This is a genomic window from Rhodococcus sp. DK176 (genome assembly GCF_038447315.2).
In the GTDB taxonomy this organism is placed as follows: domain Bacteria; phylum Actinomycetota; class Actinomycetes; order Mycobacteriales; family Mycobacteriaceae; genus Rhodococcus_F; species Rhodococcus_F jostii_A.
The window spans coordinates 2515858-2538207 of the sequence record NZ_CP118321.2 but is presented as its reverse complement, the minus strand read 5'-3'; the positions used below and the strand labels follow the sequence as shown (position 1 = coordinate 2538207).

20 protein-coding genes are annotated in these 22350 nt (G+C 67.4%); 11 read left to right on the top strand and 9 right to left on the bottom strand.

Annotated elements, in window-relative coordinates; genetic code table 11:
* Window positions 1–16: 16 nt before the first annotated feature.
* Complete coding sequence (locus PSR88_RS12035) at window positions 17–1012, bottom strand: 2Fe-2S iron-sulfur cluster-binding protein (RefSeq protein ID WP_016882622.1); 996 nt, start codon at window positions 1010–1012, stop codon at window positions 17–19.
* A 2-nt stretch (window positions 1013–1014) separates the two neighbouring features.
* Window positions 1015–2226, bottom strand: a complete 1212-nt coding sequence (locus tag PSR88_RS12030) for a cytochrome P450 (RefSeq protein ID WP_016882623.1) — start codon at window positions 2224–2226, stop codon at window positions 1015–1017.
* Window positions 2227–2444: 218 nt separating this feature from the next.
* On the opposite strand from PSR88_RS12030, the gene PSR88_RS12025 reads away from it, so the two are divergent.
* Window positions 2445–3392 carry an AraC family transcriptional regulator gene (locus PSR88_RS12025; protein WP_005562308.1) on the top strand — a complete coding sequence of 316 codons (948 nt, stop codon included), beginning with the start codon at window positions 2445–2447 and terminating at the stop codon, window positions 3390–3392.
* Window positions 3393–3414: 22 nt separating this feature from the next.
* Here the strand turns inward: PSR88_RS12025 and PSR88_RS12020 are convergent, their stop codons facing one another.
* On the bottom strand, window positions 3415–5031 hold the full coding sequence (locus PSR88_RS12020; RefSeq protein WP_009475043.1) for a 4-hydroxyphenylacetate 3-hydroxylase family protein: 1617 nt from the start codon (window positions 5029–5031) through the stop codon (window positions 3415–3417).
* Window positions 5032–5055: 24 nt separating this feature from the next.
* Window positions 5056–5616, bottom strand: a complete 561-nt coding sequence (locus PSR88_RS12015) for a flavin reductase family protein (protein ID WP_009475042.1) — start codon at window positions 5614–5616, stop codon at window positions 5056–5058.
* 165 nt (window positions 5617–5781) lie between these two features.
* Here PSR88_RS12015 and PSR88_RS12010 point away from each other — a divergent pair, with 165 nt between their 5' ends.
* The gene (locus PSR88_RS12010) at window positions 5782–6720 is read left to right on the top strand and encodes an AraC family transcriptional regulator (RefSeq protein WP_011595123.1); all 939 of its coding nucleotides are present in this window, start codon (window positions 5782–5784) and stop codon (window positions 6718–6720) included.
* A gap of 10 nt (window positions 6721–6730) precedes the next feature.
* On the opposite strand, the gene PSR88_RS12005 is transcribed toward PSR88_RS12010, so the two are convergent.
* Together PSR88_RS12005 and PSR88_RS12000 are read right to left on the bottom strand one after the other, a co-directional pair.
* A complete protein-coding gene (locus PSR88_RS12005; RefSeq protein WP_016882624.1) occupies window positions 6731–8215 on the bottom strand; it encodes a multicopper oxidase family protein in 1485 nt (494 codons plus the stop codon).
* Between the two features lie 51 nt (window positions 8216–8266).
* Window positions 8267–9214 (bottom strand): acyl-CoA thioesterase, encoded by a 948-nt coding sequence (locus PSR88_RS12000; RefSeq protein WP_005573872.1) that lies wholly within the window; start codon window positions 9212–9214, stop codon window positions 8267–8269.
* A 231-nt stretch (window positions 9215–9445) separates the two neighbouring features.
* Here PSR88_RS12000 and PSR88_RS11995 point away from each other — a divergent pair, with 231 nt between their 5' ends.
* Complete coding sequence (locus PSR88_RS11995) at window positions 9446–9985, top strand: intradiol ring-cleavage dioxygenase (RefSeq protein WP_011595121.1); 540 nt, start codon at window positions 9446–9448, stop codon at window positions 9983–9985.
* Window positions 9986–9999: 14 nt separating this feature from the next.
* On the opposite strand, the gene PSR88_RS11990 is transcribed toward PSR88_RS11995, so the two are convergent.
* Complete coding sequence (locus PSR88_RS11990; RefSeq protein WP_009475037.1) at window positions 10000–10770, bottom strand: IclR family transcriptional regulator C-terminal domain-containing protein; 771 nt, start codon at window positions 10768–10770, stop codon at window positions 10000–10002.
* Between the two features lie 207 nt (window positions 10771–10977).
* Here PSR88_RS11990 and catA point away from each other — a divergent pair, with 207 nt between their 5' ends.
* Genes catA through catC form a run of 3 tightly spaced genes read left to right on the top strand, consistent with a single transcriptional unit; the run spans window position 10978 to window position 13268 of the window.
* A complete protein-coding gene (gene catA, locus PSR88_RS11985; RefSeq protein ID WP_009475036.1) occupies window positions 10978–11820 on the top strand; it encodes a catechol 1,2-dioxygenase in 843 nt (280 codons plus the stop codon).
* Between the two features lie 29 nt (window positions 11821–11849).
* Window positions 11850–12971 carry a muconate/chloromuconate family cycloisomerase gene (locus tag PSR88_RS11980; RefSeq protein ID WP_009475035.1) on the top strand — a complete coding sequence of 374 codons (1122 nt, stop codon included), beginning with the start codon at window positions 11850–11852 and terminating at the stop codon, window positions 12969–12971.
* Window positions 12972–12986: 15 nt separating this feature from the next.
* Window positions 12987–13268, top strand: coding sequence for a muconolactone Delta-isomerase (catC, locus tag PSR88_RS11975; RefSeq protein WP_009475034.1), 282 nt, complete (start codon window positions 12987–12989; stop codon window positions 13266–13268).
* Between the two features lie 49 nt (window positions 13269–13317).
* Here catC and PSR88_RS11970 read toward each other — a convergent pair whose 3' ends face one another.
* Window positions 13318–14511: an ROK family transcriptional regulator gene (locus PSR88_RS11970; protein WP_029539222.1), complete on the bottom strand. Its 1194-nt coding sequence runs from the start codon at window positions 14509–14511 to the stop codon at window positions 13318–13320.
* 151 nt (window positions 14512–14662) lie between these two features.
* On the opposite strand from PSR88_RS11970, the gene zwf reads away from it, so the two are divergent.
* From zwf to PSR88_RS11945, 5 genes are all read left to right on the top strand, one after another.
* Window positions 14663–16141 carry a glucose-6-phosphate dehydrogenase gene (zwf, locus tag PSR88_RS11965; RefSeq protein ID WP_016882626.1) on the top strand — a complete coding sequence of 493 codons (1479 nt, stop codon included), beginning with the start codon at window positions 14663–14665 and terminating at the stop codon, window positions 16139–16141.
* Window positions 16138–17991, top strand: a complete 1854-nt coding sequence (edd, locus tag PSR88_RS11960) for a phosphogluconate dehydratase (protein ID WP_011595118.1) — start codon at window positions 16138–16140, stop codon at window positions 17989–17991. The genes zwf and edd overlap by 4 nt, the downstream gene beginning before the upstream one ends.
* Window positions 17992–18003: 12 nt before the next feature.
* Window positions 18004–18630 carry a bifunctional 4-hydroxy-2-oxoglutarate aldolase/2-dehydro-3-deoxy-phosphogluconate aldolase gene (gene eda / locus PSR88_RS11955; RefSeq protein ID WP_016882627.1) on the top strand — a complete coding sequence of 209 codons (627 nt, stop codon included), beginning with the start codon at window positions 18004–18006 and terminating at the stop codon, window positions 18628–18630.
* A 29-nt stretch (window positions 18631–18659) separates the two neighbouring features.
* Window positions 18660–19838 (top strand): ROK family transcriptional regulator, encoded by a 1179-nt coding sequence (locus PSR88_RS11950; protein WP_009475029.1) that lies wholly within the window; start codon window positions 18660–18662, stop codon window positions 19836–19838.
* A gap of 228 nt (window positions 19839–20066) precedes the next feature.
* On the top strand, window positions 20067–21518 hold the full coding sequence (locus PSR88_RS11945) for a sugar porter family MFS transporter (protein ID WP_009475028.1): 1452 nt from the start codon (window positions 20067–20069) through the stop codon (window positions 21516–21518).
* Between the two features lie 37 nt (window positions 21519–21555).
* On the opposite strand, the gene PSR88_RS11940 is transcribed toward PSR88_RS11945, so the two are convergent.
* Complete coding sequence (locus PSR88_RS11940; RefSeq protein WP_009475027.1) at window positions 21556–22287, bottom strand: FadR/GntR family transcriptional regulator; 732 nt, start codon at window positions 22285–22287, stop codon at window positions 21556–21558.
* Window positions 22288–22350: the final 63 nt, after the last annotated feature.

Sequence of the window (22350 nt, the reverse complement as noted above, 5' to 3'; positions counted from 1 at the left end):
CATCGGGGTGCGGTCGTCACGCGGCGGGCGTGAACTTCTCCCGGAAGATGCGTCGAGGAGCCATGCGCCGGCGCTTGAACGCCTTGACTCCGGCGTCGACCATCGCCGGAGGCCCGCACAGGTACCCGGAGTAGCCGCGACAGGTGTCGAAGTCCTCCACGAACGTGTCGGTGACGAAGCCCGTCCGGCCGGACCACGTCGAATCGCTCAGACACGGAACGTATCGGAACCCCGGGTGCGCGCGTTCCCACTCCCGAAACAGGTCGACGTCGTACAGGTCGGCTGCTTCCCGCACGCCGTGATAGAGGTGGATCGCGCGTTCCGGTGTGACCGTGAGTGCCTGGCGGACCATCGATTTCAGCGGGGCGAGCCCGGTTCCGCCGCCGAGCAGGATCATCGGACCCTCGTCCTCCGGATCGAGACGGAAGTCGCCGAGCGGCCCCGTCATCTCGACTCGCTCGCCGACGGACAGCGTGCCGAAGACCCAACCGTCCGTCGCGACTCCACCCGGTTGCCTGCGGATGTGGAACTCGAGCTGTTTCGACTCGCCCGGCGTGTTCGCCATCGAGTACTGGCGGCCGTGGTCGGTGCCGGGTACTCGCAGTTCGACGTACTGCCCTGCGGAGAATTCGAGCGGGCTGTCGAGCGTGACGAGAACCCGCCGCGTGTCACGGGCGACGTCCTCGATCGCACTCACGGTGCCGATGAGGTCCCGCAGGGCGTGGACGGTGCCCGCCGGCGCCGTGTCCAGGCGTTCCACCACGGTGTCACTGCACGGTGTGGCCTGGCAGGCCAGGGCGAAACCCTGCTCGCGGTCGGCCTGGGTGAGCGTGTCCTCGGGCGAACGCCCATGATCGACCGATCCCGACACGACCCGCAGCTTGCACGTTCCGCACGTGCCCTGGTTGCACGAGTTCGGCATCCACACGCTGCCCCGGAGGAAAGCGTCGAGTATCGGCTGGTCGGGGCGGCATTCCACCCTGTCCGCGGCGACCGAAACGGTGAAGGTCACGGCTACACCTCCCACGTGGCCCGGAGGGCGGTCGGGCCGCGGAAACCCCAGCCCCAGAACTCCACGTCCGCGCCGGAGTCACGTTCGAGGTTCGGGATCGCCTCGAACAACTCCTCCAGGCCGATGCGGCAGACGTGGTTCGCGAAGTAGATACCCGCGCACGCGTGGTTGCCGGAACCGAACGCCAGGTGGGGGAGCGGAGGGCGCGTCATGTCGTAGTCGGAGGGGGCGTCGTAGACGGCGGTGTCGTGGTTGGCCGAACCGTAGGACAACAGGACCACGGATCCTTCGGGAAGGAACACGTCCCCGAGCGTGACGTCCTTGGTGCTGATGCGGGCCGTGGCCGACCAGATCGGGGAGGTCCAGCGCATTCCCTCGGATATCGCCCGCGGAATCAGGGCAGGCTCGTCGATGACGGCCTCGAGCTGCTCGGGGCGGGTGAACAGGCCCACGAGTGTCGATGCCATTCCGTGCCCGGGTTCCTGCATCGCGCCCAGCAGGTAGACGAAGAGCGTGGGGTAGATGTACTCGCGGTCGCGGACCTGTCCTTCGGGCATGCCGTCGTGCAGCCAGTGCGAGATGGCGCTGTCGTCGGGGTGGACGGTCCACTTGTCGATGAGCGGATCGACGACGGCCCGGATCTCTGCCTTGGCCTCGTCGCCCTGCACGAATCCCTCCGGGTTCGTGAACTCGCCGTCCGCATCCACTCCGGCATTGGTGAAGGAGTTCGACAGCCGGTGGAACCAGTCGCGCAACGTGTCCGAGCTGACCTCGTTCAGCCCCAGGAGGTCACCGAGCGCGCGCACGCTGACGGGTTCGCAGTACTGCGAGACCAGATCGGCCTTGCCGTCGTTCTCGAACTGCTCCACGTAGCGCCGCGCGATGGGGCGGACGAGTCCGTCGACCCAGCGGTCCACCTCCGACGGTTGCAGTGCGGGGTCGACCATCGAGCGGAGATCGCGGTGGATCTCGCCGTTGACGCCGATCACCGCAGGGTGACCGAACGTGCGGCCGCCGGCTTTGGTGATGATCCCCTCGAAGTCGGGGCTGTTGGCGATGGTGCGGCACAGGTCGGCGGTGGTCGCGACGAACGAGCCGAGGACCGGCACGTAGGCCAGCGGCGCCTCGGCGCGCAGCCGCTCGTAGACGGGGTACGGGTTGCGCTCGAGTTCCGTCATCGTGATCTCGTCGAGCCAAGACAGGGTGGCGGTCATCTGAATCTCCTCATTCAAAGCAACTGCTCGGAAACAACTTTCGTTGTGTGAGCGGGGTGAGGAAGAAGGTAGGCCGTCGCAGGAGGGTGGTCTAGCCACTCTGCGCGGTCTCTGGACCATCTGCGCGACTACTTGTGATTGCGGTCTCAGTTATCCTCGACTAGGCGTGACGACACGGTTTCAATGAGGTCGGAACGATTCTTCAGTGAGGCAGGTGCATGACGATGGCATCGACGATCACCGAAACCCAGGACTGGGATGCGGCGTCGAGGGCGGTGGCCGGTGCGTACTTTCCCCACACGTTGACCGACTTGTCGCCGAACGGAGCGATGAAGCTGTCGATGCGGACCGTTGACCTCGGCCCCGTCACTCTCGGGAGGCTGGGCTGGGGTGCCGACGTGTCGATCGAGTGCGACTATCCGGATGCGTACGAGATCAACATTCCGCTGTCCGGTTCGCTGGAGTCCTGTTCGCAGGGCGACACGGTGCTGTCTCGGCCCGGTCAGGCCACGGTCTTCCGGGCGGACGAGCCGACCCTGATCACCCGGTGGAGCGGCGACTGCTCGGTGCTCGGCGTCAAATTCGACAGCGCCTACCTCGAGCAGGAGGCTGACCGGATCCTCGGCTCCGACCTGCGGCCCGGGCTGCACCTACCGTCGCAGATCGATCTCACCGAGGCCCCGGGGCACAGCTGGTTTCGTCTGGTGCGCTCATTGACCGCGCAACTGCGGGAGCCGGCCGACCTCCTGGCCAACCCGGTGGTCGGCCCACAGCTCGCCGGCGCGATCACCTCGGCGTTCGTCCTTGCCGTCACGCCCGACGAGGAGGTGCGCGGGGGCGCACCCCGACCGCGAATCGTCAAACGAGTGCTCGACGGACTCAACGACGACCCGGCCCGCGCCTGGACGGCAGCCGACATGGCCGAGCTGGCGGGTACAAGCGTCCGCCGGTTGCAGGAAGGGTTTCGCGAGTACGTCGGGCGCAGTCCGTCGGAATGCCTCCTCGACATCCGCCTGAGTCGCGCCGACGCCGACCTGAGGGCACTGGAACCCGGTGTCACGGTCTCCGAAGTCGCTGCCCGGTGGGGGTTCACCCATGCGGGCCGGTTCTCTGCCGCGTACCGCCGGCGATACGGCAAATCCCCGTCAGAGCTGATTCGCTTCTGACGGGGATTGCGCGGCTGTGCGGTTACTTGTTGCCGAAGTACGAGACGTCGTCGTTGCCGATGAGGTCGGGGACCGTCCAGCCGTCGAGGTCGTATTCGGACAAGCACTGCTCGGCGAAGCCCTTCATGGAGGCGACGTCGCCACGGTTCTCGGCGGCGAACAGCAGTTCCGCCTTGACGTTTTCGTGGTTGCCGGAGTAGTTGCGCTCGTAGAGTTCGTGCCGGCCGCCGAACTCACTGCCGATCGAATCCCACAGTGCCTTCATGATCTTGACACGTTCGACGGCGGTCATGCCGTCGGAGCCGCGGACGTACTTGTCGAGGTACGGGCGGACGTCGGGGCTCTTGAAGTCGCGGGCGCTCGAGGGCAGGTAGATCAGACCGGACGCGACGTCCTGTTCGATGATCTCCTTGATCCGCGGGTAGCCCTGAATCATGAACATGCGGTACGTGAGGCCGTATTCGAGCTTGGGGATGACGGTGTCGCCGATCCACGGCTCGGGGTTGCGTGCCATCGATTCGGTGAGTGACCAGAACAGGTTTCGCCAGCCGATGACCTCACCGACGCGGGTCTGCACGCCGCGGAAACCGCCCGCGCCGGTGGCGTCGAGGGCCTTCATCAGCATGCCGGCGATGAAGTCGAGCTTCACGGCGAGACGGGTGCAGCCCTGGAACGTGAAGCGGGGCAGGAATCCGGACTGCGGGAAGAAGCCGTTGATCTTGTCGACGTCGCCGTACATGAAGACGTTCTCCCACGGTACGAGCACCTTGTCGAAGATGAAGATGGTGTCGTTCTCGTCCATGCGGCTCGACAGCGGGTAGTCGAACGGGGTGCCCATCACGGCCGCGTTCTGGGTGAACGAGGACCGGCAGATCAGCTTCACGCCCGGTGCGTCCATCGGGACGGTGCAGATGAGGGCGAATTCCTTCTTCTTGATCGGCAGGCCGTAGTGGGCGATGAAGTTGTAGTTGGTGATGGCCGAGCCGGTGGCCACGACCTTGGCGCCACTGACGATGAGGCCGGCATCGGTCTCCTTCTCCACCTTCATGAACACGTCGCCGACCTCGTCGGGCGGGAGCTGGCGGTCGACGGGCGGGTTGATGATCGCGTGGTTCCAGTAGAGAACCTTTTCCTGCGATTCCTTGTACCAGCGTTCTGCGTTGTCCTGGAACGGGGAGTACAGCTCCTTGTTGGCATGCAGGGTGCCGAGGAAGGAGGCCTTGTAATCGGGGGACCGGCCCATCCAGCCGTACGTCATGCGCGCCCAGGTGGCGATGGCGTCGCGTTCCTTCAGCAGGTCGTCCGAGGACTTCGGTGCCTTGAAGAACGGCATCGTGACGCCGCCGTTGCCGGTGTCGGTGGGGGTGGTGACCTTGTCGACGTGTTCGCCGGTGTGCATCGAGTCGTAGAGGCGTGCGGTCATCCGGATGGGGTTGCGGAACGCCGGATGCGTGGTGACGTCCTCGACACGCTCGCCGTGCAACCAGATTTCGCGGTCGTCGCGCAACGACTCGATGTACTCGTCGCCGGTCATCGGGCGCGACGCGAAGTTGGCGGTGCGGTTGGCTTCGCAGTCTGCGGCCGGGTTGACCTTCGTCGGGTCGAGCGCGGTCTCGGGAGCATTTTCGGTGGTGGTCATGGAATGTCCTTTCGGATCGGGCGGTCAGTTGGCGGGCTGAAGATGGAATGGGGTGAAGGAGGTGGTGGAGTCGAACCAGCCGTTGTTCGGATCGTCCATCGATCCGTTCCACGCGGCCGACGCGGACGGTGAGCCGAGGTCGTGGAAGGTGCTCCGGTAGAAAAGCAGCGGGTCCTTGCCGCTGGATTCGGCCGCGACGATCTCACCGATGAAGATGATGTGGTCGCCGCCGTCGTACTCGGCCCACGGCCGGCACGACAACGTGGCGGCGGCACCGCAGATGATGGGGGCGGTCGGTCCGTCGGCCCACACGGGTTCGGGGTTCTGCGGTCGCCCGGCGAAATGCATCGCGGTGTCCACCTGGTCGGCGGCGAGAATGTTGACAGCGAACGGCGCCTTGCTCAAGTAGTTGCAGGCCTTGGACTTTCGGGTCAGGGTGATCTGGCACAGTCTCGGCTCGATCGAGACGGCGGTGAAGGCGGTGACCGTCGCTCCGTGCGGCAGGCCCTCGGAGTTGGCGCACGTGATGACCGTGACTCCGCTGGCAAACTGCCCGAAAATGTTCCGGAGTTCGCGTTGCTCCATGGTCGGAGCCTCCCTTCCTGTCCGGGGCGCTGATGAGATACGGACGAAAGTACGACCGTGGGAACGGTGCGTCGATCCGCTGAGCGCGGAGGTGATCCGCTTTGCGCGGTGACTTGGATCACGCCGAAAATTGCAATCGAAGGTGTCCGTAGTCACACTGGTGCCATGCTGCCCGCGTCCAAGCTGATTCGCCCCGAAGATTGGGACGAAGCGTCGCACGTGGTGTCGGACGTGTACTTCCCGCACCGGCTGACCCCGCTGAACAGGTCGAACGCGGGCAACACCGTCGCGGAGGCGGTGGAACTCGGGCCCGTGAAGATCACCCATATCGGTTGGGGCGCCGACGTGTCGATCCAAACCGACCACCCTGGCGCGTATGCGATCAACGTGCCGCTGTCGGGACATCTGGAATCGGTGACCGGCAAGCACGAGGTGTCGTCCGTGCCCGGGGAGGGAACGATATGCCCACCCGACACGACGACGCTCATCACCGACTGGAGCAAGGACTGCTCGATCATCGGCGTGCGCGTCGACCGCGACTACCTGCACCGCGAGATGGCGCGGATCCTGGCGCGGCCAGGGCTGCGACTTCCCCCGCAGCTGGACCTGACCAGCGAGAACGGTGCCAGCTGGCTGGCCCTGGTGCGGTCACTGCTCGACCAGATGCTGCGGTCGGGCGGCATCTACACGAACCCGCTCGTCGCCGAGCAACTGTCAGGGGCGGTCACCACGGCACTGGTCCTGGCGGCGATCCCGGACGACGAGACGGCCGGTGCCGGTACCCGGCCGCGCATCGTCAAGCGCGTCATCGACGAGATCCACGCCGACCCCGCGCGGGCGTGGACGGCGGCCGAGATGGCCGGGATCGCGGGTGTCGGGGTCCGCCGCCTGCAGGAGGGATTCCAGGAGTACGTCGGGGTGAGCCCCCGCGACTACCTGCTGAACGTGCGGCTCGAACGCGTCCACGACGACCTGCTGCGCGCGGACGGTTCGTCGACGGTCGCCGAGGTCGCGATGCGCTGGGGTTTCACCCACACGGGCCGGTTCGCGGCGGCGTACCGCCGGAAGTACGGCGTGGCGCCCTCGGAAGCGCTCCGGGGCTGACGGTGCGGCGTCAGCTCACGTAGGAGAAGATCGTCGCCATCCCGGCGGCAAGGTGATAGTCGTTGTGGCAGTGCGTGATCCACTGACCAGGGTTGGTCGTGTCGATGTCGGCGGCGACGGTCTGCCCGGGAAGCACGATCACGGTGTCCTTCCGCGGTCCGGAGCCGTCCGGCCGGGCCACGGCGAACGTGTGCCCGTGCAGGTGCATGGGGTGGAACATCATCGTGGGGTTCGTGTAGACCAGCCGCACTCGCTGGTCCCGGTGGACGGTCAGCGGCGTGTGGTCGGGATAAGCCCGGCCGTTCACCGTCCACACGTACTGCTTCATGTCGCCGCCGAGCGACGCCTCCAGGGTGACACCCGGGTCGACGACGGGGAGCCGGACGGCGTCGGTGGCCCGCAGGTCGGCCACGGTGAGCGGGGGAGGGCCCAGTTCGCGGGGCACCACGGCAGGGTCGGGGGCCGCGCCACCGCCGGTGCGCACCACCGCGAATCCCTGCGCGCCCTTCCCCTCGGCGACCGCAACCAGCGGGAACGCCCCGTCCTGCAGGGTGACGACGGCGTCGTACCGCTCGCCCATGCCGATCAGCACCGAGTCGGTGTCGACCGGTTCGACGGGGAAACCGTCCGTATCCGTGACGGTCAACCGGTGGCCACCCAGCGCGACCCGGAACGCGGTGTCGTCACCCGCGTTGATCAGCCGGATACGGGCGCGTTGCCCCGGCCGTGCCGTGAAGACGGCCGGATCGCCGGGTGGTTTCCCGTTCAGGAGGTACACCGGGTACCGGACGTCGCCGGAGTCGCCGCTGAGCACGGGCGACGTCATCTCGGCCATGGACGTCATCCGCCCGCCGCGGAGTTCGTCGAAGACCTGCGACGGCGTGCGGTCGGTCAACCAGTCGGAGAGCACGACCACGAATTCGGCGTCGTAGTTCGCGGGTGCCGCGGGATCGTCGACGATCAGGGCCCCGTACAGCCCCCGGCCGCGCTGGAGGTCGCCGTGCGTGTGGTACCAGTACGTGCCCGGGTCGGGCGGGATGAAGTCGTACACGAACTCTGTGCCCGCCGGTATCGGAGCCTGGGTAACGTCCGGGACCCCGTCCATGTCGTTGCGGATGGCCAGCCCGTGCCAGTGCACGGTGGTGGGATCCGGGAGCTGATTGCGAAACCGCACCTGGACCCTGTCCCCGACGTCGGCCCGCAGGATCGGGCCCGGCAGTTGCGTGTTGTATAACCATGCGGCGGTGCGGGTACCTGCGATGTCGACGTCGGACTGCGTCGCGGAGAGTTCATAGGCGATCGGTCTGCCGCCGGGAAACCGGCGTTCCTCGGACTCGGCGTACGCGCGCACCTCCGGGGAGTCGGGTCCGATCGCAGCCTCGGTGTCGTCGCTGCGGGCGCAGGCCCCGGTGAGCCCGAGGAGTGCGGCTCCCGCTCCCCACTGCAGCACACGCCGCCGGGACAACTGCGGGTCGAGTGGACGGTTCCCGGGCATCCCCCGCTCCTTCCGCGGGTAGACCGTTTCCCGTGACGCTACTCGGGCGGATTACGCCAGGGCGCCGATTCGCGCCCGGTCGCGGAGGGCGATGAGTTCGCGGGCGTGCGCCTCCAGCTTGCGGTCCTCGTCGGACTGGGGCACCCACTGCTGCACTGCCGTCGCGGCGCCGTCCTCGTCGACGGCGGCGACGACGGTGAGGCAATGCGTGGTGAGGTTCATTTCGCGGGTGCGCGGGTCGCCGGACCGCACGTGCACCGAGATGTGCATGGTCTGCGCACCGGTGTGCAGCAGGCGGGCGTCGACCTCGACGACGTGACCGATCTGGATCGGGCGGTAGAAGCGCACCCCGCCGGCGTAGACGGACACGCACGGCGTGCCGTTCCACGACGTGCCGCACAGGTAGGCGGCCTCGTCGATCCAGCGCATCACGGTTCCACCGTGCGTCTTGCCGCCCCAGTTGACGTCGGTGGGCGCGGCGAGGAAACGGGTGAGCGATTCCGGTGCGGTGCCCGCGTCGGTGTAGTTCTGCTTGCTCATCGCCTCTTCGATGTCGGCCCGCAGGCCGATTCGCATGACCGCCTCCTCGGACTCGGCGCGGTCGGTGGCGGTGACGGGCTGCCACGGCGGCACACTCGTCGGCTTACCGGAATCGTCGACGGCGACGAAGATGATCAGGCAGTTGCTGGCCTCGGTGAACTGTCCGGTGCGCGGGTCGGCCGACGACACGGTGCACTGGATGTGCATGCTGGAGCGCCCGGTGTGGACGAGCCGGGCTTCGACCTCGACGAGGTGTCCCGACTCGATGGACCGGGTGAACTTGATGTTTCCCACGTAGGCGGTGACGCAATAGCTCCCGCTCCAACCGACCGCGCAGGCGTAGGCGGCCTTGTCGATCCATTCGAGGATCCGGCCCCCTTGGACGGCCCCTCCGAGCGTCGCCACCTCGGTGGGTGCGGCCAGGAAGCGGAGGGTGATGCTGCGGGGAGGCGTGGTCATCGATGTGATCCTCGGGAATTCGACGTGGCCGGCACGAGGGCGCGAACCGGGGACGGCGAAACGTCGTTGTCCGCCGGTGGCGGGGAAATTATCCCACAGATGCACCGGGGCGACCCGTCCGCGATGTGAACGGACCGAGGTTGACGAATGCGTGTGACCACGCGCACACTCGACATCGACCGCACAGCGTTCTAAATGTACGCACAGCGTACGAGAGGATCGGATCAGGTGATGACCTCGACATCGACGACGACCGCACCTCACGTGGACCAGGCAGGCCTCGACCACGTCGACCGGGAGTTCTACCTCCCCGCGCAGCGAGTGCTGCCGTGGAAGGCGAACCTCGCGGCACTTCCCGGCGAACCGGGAACTCCGCTCCGCATCGCGGGAATCGTGCGCTCACGCGACGGCGAACCGCTGTCGGGGGCGGAGCTCGAGATCTGGCACGCGGACGCCGACGGTTGCTACTCCGGGTACTCCGTCGAAATTCTGCGCAACAACCTGCGCGGCATCGTCGTCACGTGCGCCGGGGGCCGCTTCGACATCTCGACCGTGCAGCCCGCGCCATGTGAATTCTCTAGCGCCCGAGGCGAAGCCGATATCGGACACGTCAACGTCGTCGTACACGCGCGCGGCTTCCGGCCGCTCGAGACACGCCTGGTGCCGACCCCGGGCGCGTCGCGAGAAGTGGTCGCGTCCGCCGTCGAGTCGCCCGTCGACCTCGGTGCCGGCGGACAGGTCTCCTGCGACTTCGTGCTCGACCCGATCTGACCGACGTGACGCCGTCAGCCGGCGAAACCCATGTCCGCGCTCAGGGCGGCCGCGGCGGCGAGGACGCAGGGAACGGCCTGTTCCCGGAACTGCGCCGGAGTGTTCCGTGCGGACGACGTGGAGCACGCGACCACGCCGACCACTGTGCCGCCCGCGTCGTGGACGGGGGCGGCCAGCGAAATCAAACCCTTCTCCAACTCCTCGGACGTCAGGGCGAACCCCTGCTCGCGGACCTTGGCGAGTTCCCGCTCGAGTTCGGCTGCCGTGCCGATGGTCTCGGGTCCGAGTTTCTGGAACGTGGACTCGGCGACCACCCGCTCGACGACATCCGCGGGGGCCCAGGCCAGGAGCGCACGGCCCATGGACGTGGCGTAGGCGGGGACGCGGGTGCCGACGGAGACGTTGATGCTCATGATCCGGCGGACGGGAACGCGCGCCGCGTAGACCACGTCGGCGCCGTCGAGCACGCCGAGCGACGCGGACTCCTGGGTCTTCTCGGCCACCTCGAGCAGGCGGGGCATCGCGGCCTCGATCAGTGCGTGCGACTCCGAGTAGTGCTGTCCGATGCTGAGCACGCGAGGAGTGAGCGACCACCGGCCTCCCGAGCCGGCGACGTACCCCAGCTTCTGCAGGGTGAGCAGGATCCGGCGAACCGCGGGGCGCGACAGTCCCGCTTCGGTGGCGAGTTCGGCGAGCGTCGGGTTCGGACGCTGCGCGTCGAACGCGAGAAGCACTGCGAAGCCGCGCTCGATGCTCTGGATGTAATCGCGATCGCTCTCGGTCATTGCGGCCTCCACCAGCGCTTCGTGTGCAAATTCGGACTCGGGGTTGACATTTCAATGTGACTGCGCGCACAGTAGTGGTGTACGCACAGCGTGATATTAGTACGCATAGCGTACACGTGCAAGGCCTCCGGCGCGTGAACACCCACCGCGTCGCCCAAAACTCGATATCAGCCCAATCCGATCCCCTCCCAGCCCAAGGAGAAACAAATGACCACCACCGAGAGCCCCACCGCCGCCGGATCCGGCTCCGCCGCCACCGACAAGTTCAAGGCCGAGCGCGTCACGGCCGACACCTCGCCGGAGCGGCTCGCGGCCATCGCCAAGGATGCGCTCGGCGCACTCAACGACGTGATCCTGAAGCACGGCGTCACCTACCCCGAGTACCGCGTGTTCAAGCAGTGGCTGATCGACGTCGGCGAGGGTGGCGAGTGGCCGCTGTTCCTCGACGTGTTCATCGAGCACTCCGTCGAAGAGGTTCTCGCCCGCAGCCGCAAGGGCACCAAGGGCAGCATCGAGGGCCCGTACTACATCGAGAACTCCCCCGAACTGCCGTCGAAGTGCACCCTGCCCATGCGTCCCGAGGACGAGAAGATCACCCCGCTCGTCTTCTCCGGCCAGGTCACCGATCTGGACGGCAACGGCCTCGCGGGCGCCAAGGTCGAACTGTGGCACGCCGACAACGACGGCTACTACTCGCAGTTCGCCCCGCACCTGCCCGAATGGAACCTGCGCGGCACCATCATCGCCGACGAAGAGGGCCGCTACGAGATCACCACGATCCAGCCGGCGCCCTACCAGATCCCGACCGACGGCCCGACCGGTCAGTTCATCGAGGCGCAGAACGGTCACCCGTGGCGTCCCGCGCACCTGCACCTCATCGTGTCGGCACCGGGCAAGGAATCGGTGACCACGCAGCTGTACTTCAAGGGCGGCGAGTGGATCGACAGCGACGTCGCGTCGGCGACCAAGCCGGAACTGATCCTCGACCCGAAGACCGGTGACGACGGCAAGAACCACGTCACCTACAACTTCGTGCTCGACCCCGCGTGACCCGTTCCACCCGTAGAGAAAGTGATCCGATGACCGACCTGTCGATCGTTTCCATTGAAACGACGATCCTCGATGTGCCGTTGGTGCGTCCCCACAAGTTCGCCACCACGTCGATGACGGCGCAGCCGCTGCTGCTCGTCGCCGTCACGACCGCGGGCGGCGTGACCGGCTACGGCGAGGGCGTCGTCCCCGGCGGCCCGTGGTGGGGCGGCGAATCGGTGGAGACGATGCAGGCGATCGTCGAGAAGTACATCGTCCCGGTGCTGCTGGGGCGGGGCGTCGACGAGATCACCGGCATCATGTCGGACATCGAACGAGTCGTCGCCAATGCACGTTTCGCGAAGGCCGCCGTCGACGTCGCGTTGCACGACGCCTGGGCCCGCAGCCTGGGTGTGCCCGTGCACACGCTGCTCGGCGGCGCCTTCCGCAAGGGCGTCGACGTCACATGGGCCCTCGGCGCCGCACCCGCCGAGGAGATCATCGAGGAGGCCCTCGGTCTCGTCGAGTCGAAGCGGCACTTCAGTTTCAAGCTGAAGATGGGTGCGCTCGATCCCGCCGTCGACACTGCGCGGGTGGTCCAGATCGCGCAGGCTCTGCAGGGCAAGGCCGGCGTCCGCATCGACGTCAACGCCCGCTGGGACAGGCTCACCGCGCTGAAGTACGTGCCCCGCCTCGTCGAAGGCGGCGTCGAACTGATCGAGCAGCCCACGCCAGGTGAGCAGCTCGAGGTCCTCGCCGAGCTCAACCGCCTCGTCCCCGTCCCGGTGATGGCGGACGAGAGCGTGCAGACTCCGCACGACGCCCTCGAGGTCGCACGCCGCGGCGCCGCGGACGTCATCGCCCTCAAGACCACCAAATGCGGCGGACTGAAGAAGAGCCGCGAGGTGGTCGCGATCGCCAAGGCAGCCGGAATCGCCTGCCACGGAGCCACGTCCATCGAAGGCCCGATCGGAACCGCGGCGTCCATCCACTTCGCGTGTGCGGAACCCGGCATCGACTTCGGCACCGAACTGTTCGGACCGCTGCTGTTCAGCGAGGAGTTGCTGCAGGAACCGATCCGCTACGCCGAAGGCCAGGTGTTCCTGCCCGAAGGACCCGGCCTCGGAATCGAGCTGAACATGGACGCAGTCAAGACCTGGACCAGGAACTAAGGAGCACACCACCCGATGGCACTCTTTCACGTCCGCATGGACGTCGCCATTCCCCGTGACCTCGACCCGAAGGTCCGGGACGAGACCATCGCCAAGGAGAAGGCGTACTCGCAGGAGCTCCAACGCTCCGGCAAGTGGCCCGAGATCTGGCGGATCGTCGGCCAGTACAGCAACATCAGCATCTTCGACGTCGAGTCGGCCGACGAACTGCACGAGATCCTGTGGAACCTTCCACTGTTCCCGTACATGACGATCGAGATCATGCCGCTCACCCGGCACGGTTCCGACGTCAAGTAGGCCCTCCGGGCCCGTGTGTGGTCAGCGAGTCTCTGGACTCGTCAACCGCTCACGGGCGCGGAGAGCCTGCGAGTAGCCGATCGACGGCGCGCACGCTGAGGACGTGGTCGAGCGCCATGGTTGCGCTTCCGACCACTCCCGACAGTTCCCCGTGCGTCCAGGGGAGGATCTGAAGCTGTTGGGTGGCAACGGCGATCGCGTTGCCGTAGAGGGTTTCGCGTAGCCCCGCGACGAACGTGTCGTAGGCCTGCGCCATGTCGCCGCCGACGATCACGACCTCCGGGTTGAGGAGGTTGATCGCGCCCGACAGCACTTCGCCGATCTGCCGTCCGCTCTCACGGATCATCCGCCGGGCCTCGGCGTCCCCGGCCAGGGCGAGGGTGATGACGTCGCGGATGTGGGTGACTTCGCGTCCCTGCTCCTGCAGATTGCGGACCAGCGCCCACCCGCCGGCCACGGCCTCGATACACCCCACATCACCGCAGCGGCACACCACTCCTTGTGCCGCTGCGGTTTTCGTGTGCCCGATCTCGCCCGCCGCGCCGAGGGCGCCCCGCTGGAGAACGCCGCCGGACACGAGTCCCGCGCCCAGGCCGGTCGACGCCTTGATGAGCAGCATGTCGGCGAAGTCGCGGCGTTCTCCGCGCCGTTCCGCCAGGACCATGACGTTGGCGTCGTTGTCGACGAAGACGGGTGCGTCGGTGACGTCGGCGAGGAACGGCTGGAGGGGGACGCCGTCCCAGCCCGACATCATGGGGGAGTTCAGGCTGCACCCGCGTTCGGTGTCGACGGTGCCGGGGAGGCTGATCCCGATCCCGACCGTCCGTCCCGCGGTCTCGCCCAGACTCTCGCGCAGCGCGATTAGGCGTTGCGCGATGACGGGCATCAGCTCGGCCGGGCTGGTGCCGATCTCCTGCTCCACGTCCTCGGCGACGATGACGTCGCCCGCGAGGTCGCAGATGGCCAGCTGGGTGCGGCTCCGGCCGATGGCCGCCGACAGCACGACACCGGCCTGTACGTGAAACGAGAGCTTCACCGGCGGGCGACCCCCGGTCGAGACGCCCTCCTCGCGTTCGACGACGAGCCCCGACGCCTGCAGCGAGGAGACCCGCGCCGCGACCGCGGTGCGGGAGAGGCCGGTGAGGGTGCCGATCTCGGTGCGCGTCGTTGCTTGCCCTGCGCGAATGAGGGCGAAGACGTCGCCACCCGTCGCCGGGGAGGTCGTCGAGCGAGGCGTCCGCATGCTGGCCATTCAACCAACCGGACACGCGTCTGACAACGTAAGGCCGTGATCTTTGTTCTCAGAAATACGTAAGTCTGTATTGATCGAAAGCCAAAGGTCGCCTACTGTCGTCTGTGACGGCCCACACATCCGGCTTTCAGAGGGAGATGACATGTCACCAGCGACCACCGTGGAACCGTGCGATTTCGTCGTGTTCGGCGGGACCGGCGACCTGGCGGTTCGTAAGCTGCTTCCTGCGCTCTACCTGCGCGACAGGGACGGCCAGCTGCCCGCAGAAACCCGCGTGATCGGTGCCTCGCGAGCCGGTCTCGACACCGACGGCTACCGCGACAAGGTGCGAGGAGAACTCGCGCGGTTCGTCTCCGGCGATCAGCTGGATTCGGACACCTGTGAGCGATTTCTCAATCGCCTCGAATACGTCTCCGTCGACGCCGGGGACCCCGAGAACTGGGCGGGCCTCAGCGAGTGCCTCGCCGCGCGGGAAGGGGCGATCCGGGTCTTCTATCTGGCTTGCGCTCCCGGACTGTTCGGGCCGATCTGTGACAACCTCGCCCTGAACGGTCTCGCCGACGCACAGTCCCGCGTCGTGCTGGAGAAGCCGATCGGACACGACCTCGCCTCGGCCCGCGCCGTCAACGACGCAGTCGGCGCCGTGTTCGAGGAATCGCAGATCTTCCGCATCGACCACTATCTCGGCAAGGAGAGCGTCCAGAACCTTCTGGTCACGCGATTCGCCAACACGTTCCTCGAACCGCTGTGGAACTCCTCGTCGATCGACCACGTGCAGATCAACGTCGCCGAGTCGCTCGGAGTCGGCAGTCGCGGCGGCTACTACGAGTCGGCGGGTGCCCTGCGCGACATGCTGCAGAACCACCTCCTGCAGATGCTCTGCCTCGTCGCGATGGAACCGCCCACCTACGTCGACCGCGAGACCGTGCGAGACGAGAAGCTCAAGGTCCTCCAGGCCCTCAAGCCGATGAGCCCGCAGGACGTCGAACGCTGCACCGTCGCAGGCCAGTACGGCCCCGGCCTGGCCGACGGGATCGCCGTCCCCGGATACCAGGAGGACGTCGAGAACCCGGAGAGCACCACCGAGACGTTCATCGCCGTCAAGGCCGAGATCCAGAACTGGCGTTGGGCCGGCGTGCCGTTCTACCTGCGCACCGGCAAGCGCATGGACCGACGCTGCTCGGAGATCGTGGTGCAGTTCAAGCCCGTTCCGCACCCCATGTTCCCCGGCAGCGAGGGCCACAGCGAACCCAACCGCCTGGTGATCCAGTTGCAGCCTCACGAGGGCATGCGGTTGCACATGACGGCGAAGGAACCCGGCCCCGGCGGTATCCGGCTCAAGCCCGTGTCGTTGGACCTCAACTACATCGAAACGTTCAAGCGTCCGTCGCCCGACGCCTACGAGCGGCTGCTGATGGACGTGGTCCGGGGTAACCCGACCCTGTTCATGCGCCGCGACGAGGTCGAGGCCGCCTGGGAGTGGGTCGAGCAGATCCTCGTCGGCTGGGAGAAGTCCGAGCGCGCCCCGCGCCGCTACCCGGCGGGCACCAACGGACCCACCGACGCGACCACCCTGATCGAGCGCGACGGCCGCGCCTGGCACGAAGGAGTCACCGCATGACCGACGCACCCACACCGACGGCCGACGTGCACCCCGTCCTCGCCGCCGTCACCGAACGCATCATCGAACGCAGCAAACCCGAGCGCACTGTCTACCTGAACCGCATCCGGGCGGCGGGCGACCGCGGCCCGGCGCGCGGCAAGCTGGCCTGCGCAAACCTCGCGCACGGCTTCGCCGCATCCGGCCCGGCCGACAAGAAGGCGCTGCGCAGCTTCGTCAAGCCCAACATCGCGATCGTCTCGTCGTACAACGACATGCTGTCGGCGCACCAGCCGTTCGAACACTTCCCGCGGCAGCTGAAGGCCGCGGTCATGGAGGCCGGTGGCATCGCCCAGTTCGCCGGCGGTGTCCCCGCGATGTGCGACGGCATCACCCAGGGCCGCGACGGCATGCAGCTGTCGCTGTTCAGCCGCGACGTCATCGCGATGGCGACGGCGATCGGACTGTCCCACGACATGTTCGACGGCGCCCTCATGCTCGGTGTGTGCGACAAGATCGTGCCGGGGATGCTCATCGGCGCACTGGGTTTCGGTCACCTACCGACGATCTTCGTCCCGGCCGGGCCGATGACGTCCGGTCTGCCCAACAACGAGAAGTCGCGTGTGCGGCAGTTGTACGCGGAGGGCAAGGCCGAACGCGAGGAGCTGCTCGACGCGGAGGCGGCGAGTTACCACGGCGCAGGCACGTGCACGTTCTTCGGCACGGCCAACTCCAATCAGCTCCTCATGGAGGTCATGGGCCTGCACCTGCCCGGATCGAGCTTCGTGAACCCCGGTACCCCGCTGCGTGACGCACTGACGTCGGAGGCAGGAAGGCGCGTCACCGGTCTCACCGCACTCGGCGAGGAATACACGCCGGTCGGCGAGGTCGTCGACGAGAAGGCCGTGGTCAACGGTTGCGTGGCGCTGCTCGCCACCGGCGGTTCGACCAACCACACGATGCACCTCGTGGCGATCGCCCGCGCCGCCGGAATCACGCTCACGTGGGACGACCTGTCCGAGTTGTCCGCGGTGGTGCCGCTGCTCGCCCGGATCTACCCCAACGGCTCGGCCGACGTGAACCACTTCCACGCGGCCGGCGGACTCGGCTACGTCGTGTCCTCGATGCTGGACGCGGGACTGCTGCACGAGGACGTGAAGACCGTCGTCGGCCCCGGGCTCCGCCGCTACACCGAGGAACCGAAGCTGTCGGGCGAAGGCGTCGAATGGCAGCCGGGCACACGAATCAGCCTCGACACCAACGTGTTGCGCGGACCGGAAGATCCGTTCGACGTCAACGGCGGGCTCAAGATGCTCACCGGAAACCTGGGTTCGTGCGTGATGAAGACGTCCGCCGTCCACCCGGATCACCGCGTGGTGACCGCTCCGGCCAAGGTCTTCGACGATCAGCTCGACTTCCTCGCCGCGTTCGAGGCGGGCACGTTGACCGGCGATTTCGTGGCCGTACTCCGGTACCAGGGCCCACGCGCCAACGGCATGCCCGAATTGCACAAGCTCACCCCGGTGCTCGGCGTTCTGCAGGACCAGGGCCGGAAGGTCGCGCTGGTCACCGACGGCCGGATGTCCGGCGCCTCCGGAAAGGTCCCCGCGGCCATCCACCTCACCCCCGAGGCGGCCGCCGACGGACCGCTCGCGCGTGTGCGGGACGGCGACGTCCTCACCGTCGACGCCGTCACCGGATCCGTGAACGTGCACCTCGACGACGAGGAACTGGCCGCCCGCCCGGCGACCGGTCGTGCACTGGGTGCCGACGAATGGGTCGGCACGGGGCGCGAACTCTTCGCGGGTCTGCGCGCCGCTGTCGGACCGGCGACCCAGGGCGCCAGCGTTTTCCACCCCCAACCCGTCTAAGGAGAAATTTCAGTGACGAACAGCCCCTCCCTCCTCGGCCTCGTCCCGGTCATCCCCGTCGTCGTCGTGGACGACCTCGGCGACGCGGTGCCGGTGGCTCGCGCGCTGGTGGCCGGCGGCATCCCGATGATCGAACTGACCCTGCGCACGCCGTGTGCCCTCGACGCCATCAAGGCGATCGCGAGCGAGGTGCCGGAGATCTGCGTCGGCGCGGGCACCATCGTGGAACCGGTGCAGGCTGCGCAGGCCTCCGACGCGGGAGCACAGTTCCTGGTCTCGCCGGGTAGCACCGAAACTCTGCTGAAGGCCATGACGGACACCGGACTGCCGCACCTCCCGGGCGCGGCCACCGTCTCCGAGGTCCTCTTCCTGCTCGAGCACGGCTACCGCGAACTCAAGTTCTTCCCCGCCGAGGCGTCGGGTGGCGCGAAGTTCCTCGGCTCGATCCACTCACCCGTTCCGGCGGCACGATTCTGCCCCACCGGCGGCATCTCGACGTCGAACGTCGGCGACTACCTGTCGCTGCCCAACGTCGGTTGCGTCGGCGGATCCTGGCTCACGCCCGCCGATGCCGTGAGGCAGAAGGACTGGGACCGGATCAGCGGCCTCGCGCGTGAGGCGGCGGCACTCGCCCGATAGCAGGAGAAGCGGCGCGGTACGGTGAATTCGTGCGCGACAGTGACAACGGTGACTCTCAGAGGCCGGGTTCTCAGTCCTCGCTGAAGTCCGCCAACCAGCACCGTGTGGTCCGCGCACTCCAGACGTCGGGTGAGCTCACCCAGGCGGAGATCGCGCGTCGCACCGGGTTGGCTCCCGCCACCGTGTCCAACATGGTCAAGGAATTGACCGCGGCCGGGATGGTTGCCGTGCCGGGCGGCGACCACCCCGGCCAGCGGGGCCGCGCGGTGAGACTGACCCGCAAGATGGGGCTCGCGGTCGGGATCGACTTCGGGCACCGGCACCTCACCGTGGCCGTCGCCGACATGGCACACCAGGTGCTTGCCGAGGAGCGCGTCGAACTCGGTGCGGGGCACCGCGCCGAGGACGGCGTGGTGCTGGCGGGCGCTCTTCTCGACGCGGCCCTCGATCGACTCGGCTGCGACCGTTCGTCCGTCCTCGCGGTCGGCATGGGTCTGCCCGCGCCGCTCGAGACCGACACCGGCGAGGTCGGCGGCCCGTCGATCCTCCCGGGGTGGGTCGGTGTCGACGCGGCGGCCATCGCGTCGGAGTATCTCGGCACCGCGGTGCACGTCGACAACGACGCGAACCTCGGCGTGCTCGCCGAACACATGTGGGGAGCGGGCCGGGGGACAACCGATCTCGCCTACATCAAACTGTCCGACGGTGTGGGAGCCGGGCTCGTCCTCGACGGCCGGCTGTACCGCGGAAGAGGCGGCACCGCAGGCGAAATCGGCCACCTGACACTCGACGAGTTCGGTCAGGTCTGCCGCTGCGGCAACCGCGGCTGCCTCGAGACCCTCGTCGCCTCGCACGTCGTGATCGGGCTGCTCGCACCGAGTCGCGGCCCCGATCTCACCATCGCCGACATCGTCGCGATGGCCGAGGGCGGAGACGCCGCCTGCATCCGGGTGCTCGCCGACACGGGGCGGCACGTCGGGGTCGCGGCGGCGAGTCTGTGCAACCTCGTCAATCCCGAACGGCTCGTCATCGGCGGCGAACTCGCGCTGGCCGGTGAACTGCTGCTCGGGCCGATGCGCGAGGTCGTCGGCCGCTACGCGGTGCCCAGCGCAGTTCGCTCCCTGGACATCCGCGTCGCCGAACTCGGCCCCCGGGCGCAGGTGCTCGGCGCCGTCGCGCTGGGTCTGCGATCCGCGCTTCCGGCCTGACCGTTCGCCGCTGAAGTCTCCCACCAGTTTGTGGGGTGAACTCTGCGCTCGTCACGGCAAGCGAGTTCATTCGTGAACATTTATGCCGTGACATTCGTCTGTTTGTGTTCACATCTTGACGGTTCCCCGTTTCGTTGCCTACTGTGTTCCGCACCACAACGAATTCGCTCTCACGCAGGCCTCGGCTCGATCCGAGACCCGATCACCCCCTTGCTCACGAGGAGTCCCATGACTGAAAACGTCCTGTTGCCCGGCGCGGAATCGCCCGGCGACACAGCAGAGGGCACTTCGGTTCCCGTCCGTATCGCGGTGGTCGCCGCACTCGGCGGGTTGCTGTTCGGCTACGACAGCGCAGTCATCAACGGCGCGGTGTCGGCGATCGAGGGCAAGTTCCAGGTCGATTCCGCTCTCCTCGGATTCGCGATCGCCTCGGCACTGCTGGGCGCCGCGGCGGGAGCGATGCTGGCCGGGCGGATCGCCGACCGGTACGGACGCCTCGTCACCATGCGGGCCGCTGCGGTGATGTTCCTGCTGAGCGCCATCGGCACCGGATTCGCGGCCAACGTCGAGATGCTGGTGACGTTCCGAATCGTCGGCGGCATCGGTGTGGGTCTGGCCTCGGTCATCGCACCCGCCTACATCGCCGAGATCTCGCCCGCCCGGGTGCGTGGACGTCTCGGGTCGCTGCAGCAACTCGCGATCGTCACGGGCATCTTCGTCTCGCTCCTGGTCGACTACGCTCTCGCGGCCATCGCCGGCGGGTCGCAGGAAGAACTCTGGTTCGGGCTCGAGGCCTGGCGCTGGATGTTCCTCGCGATGTGCGTACCCGCACTGGCCTACGGACTGCTGTCGCTGACGATTCCCGAATCTCCCCGCTACCTGATCGCCCAGGGCCGCCTCGGTGAGGCCCGCGGCATCCTCGCGGTCCTGCTCGGCGAGAAGGGTCTGGACCTCAAGATCGAGAGCATTCGCTCGACGCTGGCCCGGGAGACGCAACCGTCGATCCGTGATCTGAAGGGCTCCGCGTTCGGCCTTATGCCGATCGTGTGGATCGGTATCGGACTCTCCGTCTTTCAGCAGTTCGTCGGTATCAACGTGATCTTCTACTACTCCAGCGTCCTGTGGCAGGCCGTCGGCTTCGACGAGGGCAGCTCACTGCAGATCACGGTCATCACGTCGGTGGTCAACATCGCCACCACCCTCATCGCCATCGCCTACATCGACCGGGTGGGCCGGCGACCGCTGCTGATCATCGGCTCCGCCGGTATGGCTGTGACACTCGCGACCATGGCGTTCATCTTCGGCACCGCGTCCACCACCGTGGTGGACGGCGTCACGACGCCGCAGCTGACCGGACTGCAGGGTCCGATCGCCCTCGTCGCCGCCAACCTCTTCGTGGTGGCCTTCGGAATGTCGTGGGGCCCCGTGGTGTGGGTCCTGCTCGGCGAGGCGTTCCCCAACCGCATCCGGGCCGCCGCCCTGTCGCTCGCCGCGGGCGCCCAGTGGGCAGCGAACTGGCTGATCACCGTGACGTTCCCGTCCATGAAGGACTTCTCGCTGGGAATTTCGTACGGCTTCTACGCGGTGTGCGCGGTGCTGTCCCTCGTCTTCGTGTTGCGCTGGGTCAAGGAGACGAAGGGCGTGGAACTCGAAGCCATGCATTCGGATTCGGTCGCGTAAGACCTACCGCGCAGCGCAGGAGACACCCGCGAGTACCTCACTCGCGGGTGTCTTCTTCGTCCTTCATCTGCTCGACCGCCGTCGCGGATTCGCTGACGATGGCGCGCATGGCCGTCTCCGCCGCGTCGGCGTCGCCCATCTGAATAGACGACGCCACGACGCCGTGCAGGCGGATTGCTTCCGTCTCGGCGACGTGCGGCATCAGTGAGTGCCGGGTGCGGCCCTCGAGCACTTCCACGACGATCTGCGACATCGCACGCAACAGCGGATTCCCCGACGCAGTCAGCAGTGTGCGGTGAAAGTCGGAGTCGTGGGCCAGGTAGGCGTCCGTGTCCGCGGCGCGGGACGTCGACGACATTCCGATGACGGCGGCGGTCAGCGCCCCGCACTGTTCCGGCGTCGCCCGTGTCGCCGCGAGACGCGCGGCGAGCGGTTCGATACCCGATCGCAGCTCGCTCAGGCTCGACAGCTGTTCGAACCGCTGCGGGCCGGCCAGTTTCCACCGAATCACGCTCGGATCCAGTGAATTCCAGTGCTCCTCGCCCAGGACGGTGATCCCGACGCGCCGTCGGACGGCCAGCAGTCCGAGGGATTCGAGGACGCGGACCACTTCGCGGACGACGGTGCGGGAGACGGAGTACTGGGTGACCACGTCGTCGGCGGAGATCCGGGTGCCGGGTGCGACGACACCGGCCACGATGTCGCTCCCCAGCCGATCGAGCACCGTTTCGTGCAACTGCCGGTACTCGCCGCCGTCTGCGTTGGTCATCCGCCGATGTTCCCACGGTTGCCCCCATTGAACACACGTTGGCGCGCGATACTGACTCTAAGT

What these genes read in the sequence shown, in the direction of transcription:
- PSR88_RS12030 (WP_016882623.1), bottom strand. Translation starts at nt 2,226, where the DNA reads ATGACCGCCACCCTGTCTTGGCTCGACGAGATCACGATGACGGAACTC.
- PSR88_RS12025 (WP_005562308.1), top strand. Translation starts at nt 2,445, where the DNA reads ATGACGATGGCATCGACGATCACCGAAACCCAGGACTGGGATGCGGCG.
- PSR88_RS12020 (WP_009475043.1), bottom strand. Translation starts at nt 5,031, where the DNA reads ATGACCACCACCGAAAATGCTCCCGAGACCGCGCTCGACCCGACGAAG.
- PSR88_RS12015 (WP_009475042.1), bottom strand. Translation starts at nt 5,616, where the DNA reads ATGGAGCAACGCGAACTCCGGAACATTTTCGGGCAGTTTGCCAGCGGA.
- PSR88_RS12010 (WP_011595123.1), top strand. Translation starts at nt 5,782, where the DNA reads ATGCTGCCCGCGTCCAAGCTGATTCGCCCCGAAGATTGGGACGAAGCG.
- PSR88_RS12005 (WP_016882624.1), bottom strand. Translation starts at nt 8,215, where the DNA reads ATGCCCGGGAACCGTCCACTCGACCCGCAGTTGTCCCGGCGGCGTGTG.
- PSR88_RS12000 (WP_005573872.1), bottom strand. Translation starts at nt 9,214, where the DNA reads ATGACCACGCCTCCCCGCAGCATCACCCTCCGCTTCCTGGCCGCACCC.
- PSR88_RS11995 (WP_011595121.1), top strand. Translation starts at nt 9,446, where the DNA reads ATGACCTCGACATCGACGACGACCGCACCTCACGTGGACCAGGCAGGC.
- PSR88_RS11990 (WP_009475037.1), bottom strand. Translation starts at nt 10,770, where the DNA reads ATGACCGAGAGCGATCGCGATTACATCCAGAGCATCGAGCGCGGCTTC.
- catA (WP_009475036.1), top strand. Translation starts at nt 10,978, where the DNA reads ATGACCACCACCGAGAGCCCCACCGCCGCCGGATCCGGCTCCGCCGCC.
- PSR88_RS11980 (WP_009475035.1), top strand. Translation starts at nt 11,850, where the DNA reads ATGACCGACCTGTCGATCGTTTCCATTGAAACGACGATCCTCGATGTG.
- catC (WP_009475034.1), top strand. Translation starts at nt 12,987, where the DNA reads ATGGCACTCTTTCACGTCCGCATGGACGTCGCCATTCCCCGTGACCTC.
- PSR88_RS11970 (WP_029539222.1), bottom strand. Translation starts at nt 14,511, where the DNA reads ATGCGGACGCCTCGCTCGACGACCTCCCCGGCGACGGGTGGCGACGTC.
- zwf (WP_016882626.1), top strand. Translation starts at nt 14,663, where the DNA reads ATGTCACCAGCGACCACCGTGGAACCGTGCGATTTCGTCGTGTTCGGC.
- edd (WP_011595118.1), top strand. Translation starts at nt 16,138, where the DNA reads ATGACCGACGCACCCACACCGACGGCCGACGTGCACCCCGTCCTCGCC.
- PSR88_RS11945 (WP_009475028.1), top strand. Translation starts at nt 20,067, where the DNA reads ATGACTGAAAACGTCCTGTTGCCCGGCGCGGAATCGCCCGGCGACACA.
- PSR88_RS11940 (WP_009475027.1), bottom strand. Translation starts at nt 22,287, where the DNA reads ATGACCAACGCAGACGGCGGCGAGTACCGGCAGTTGCACGAAACGGTG.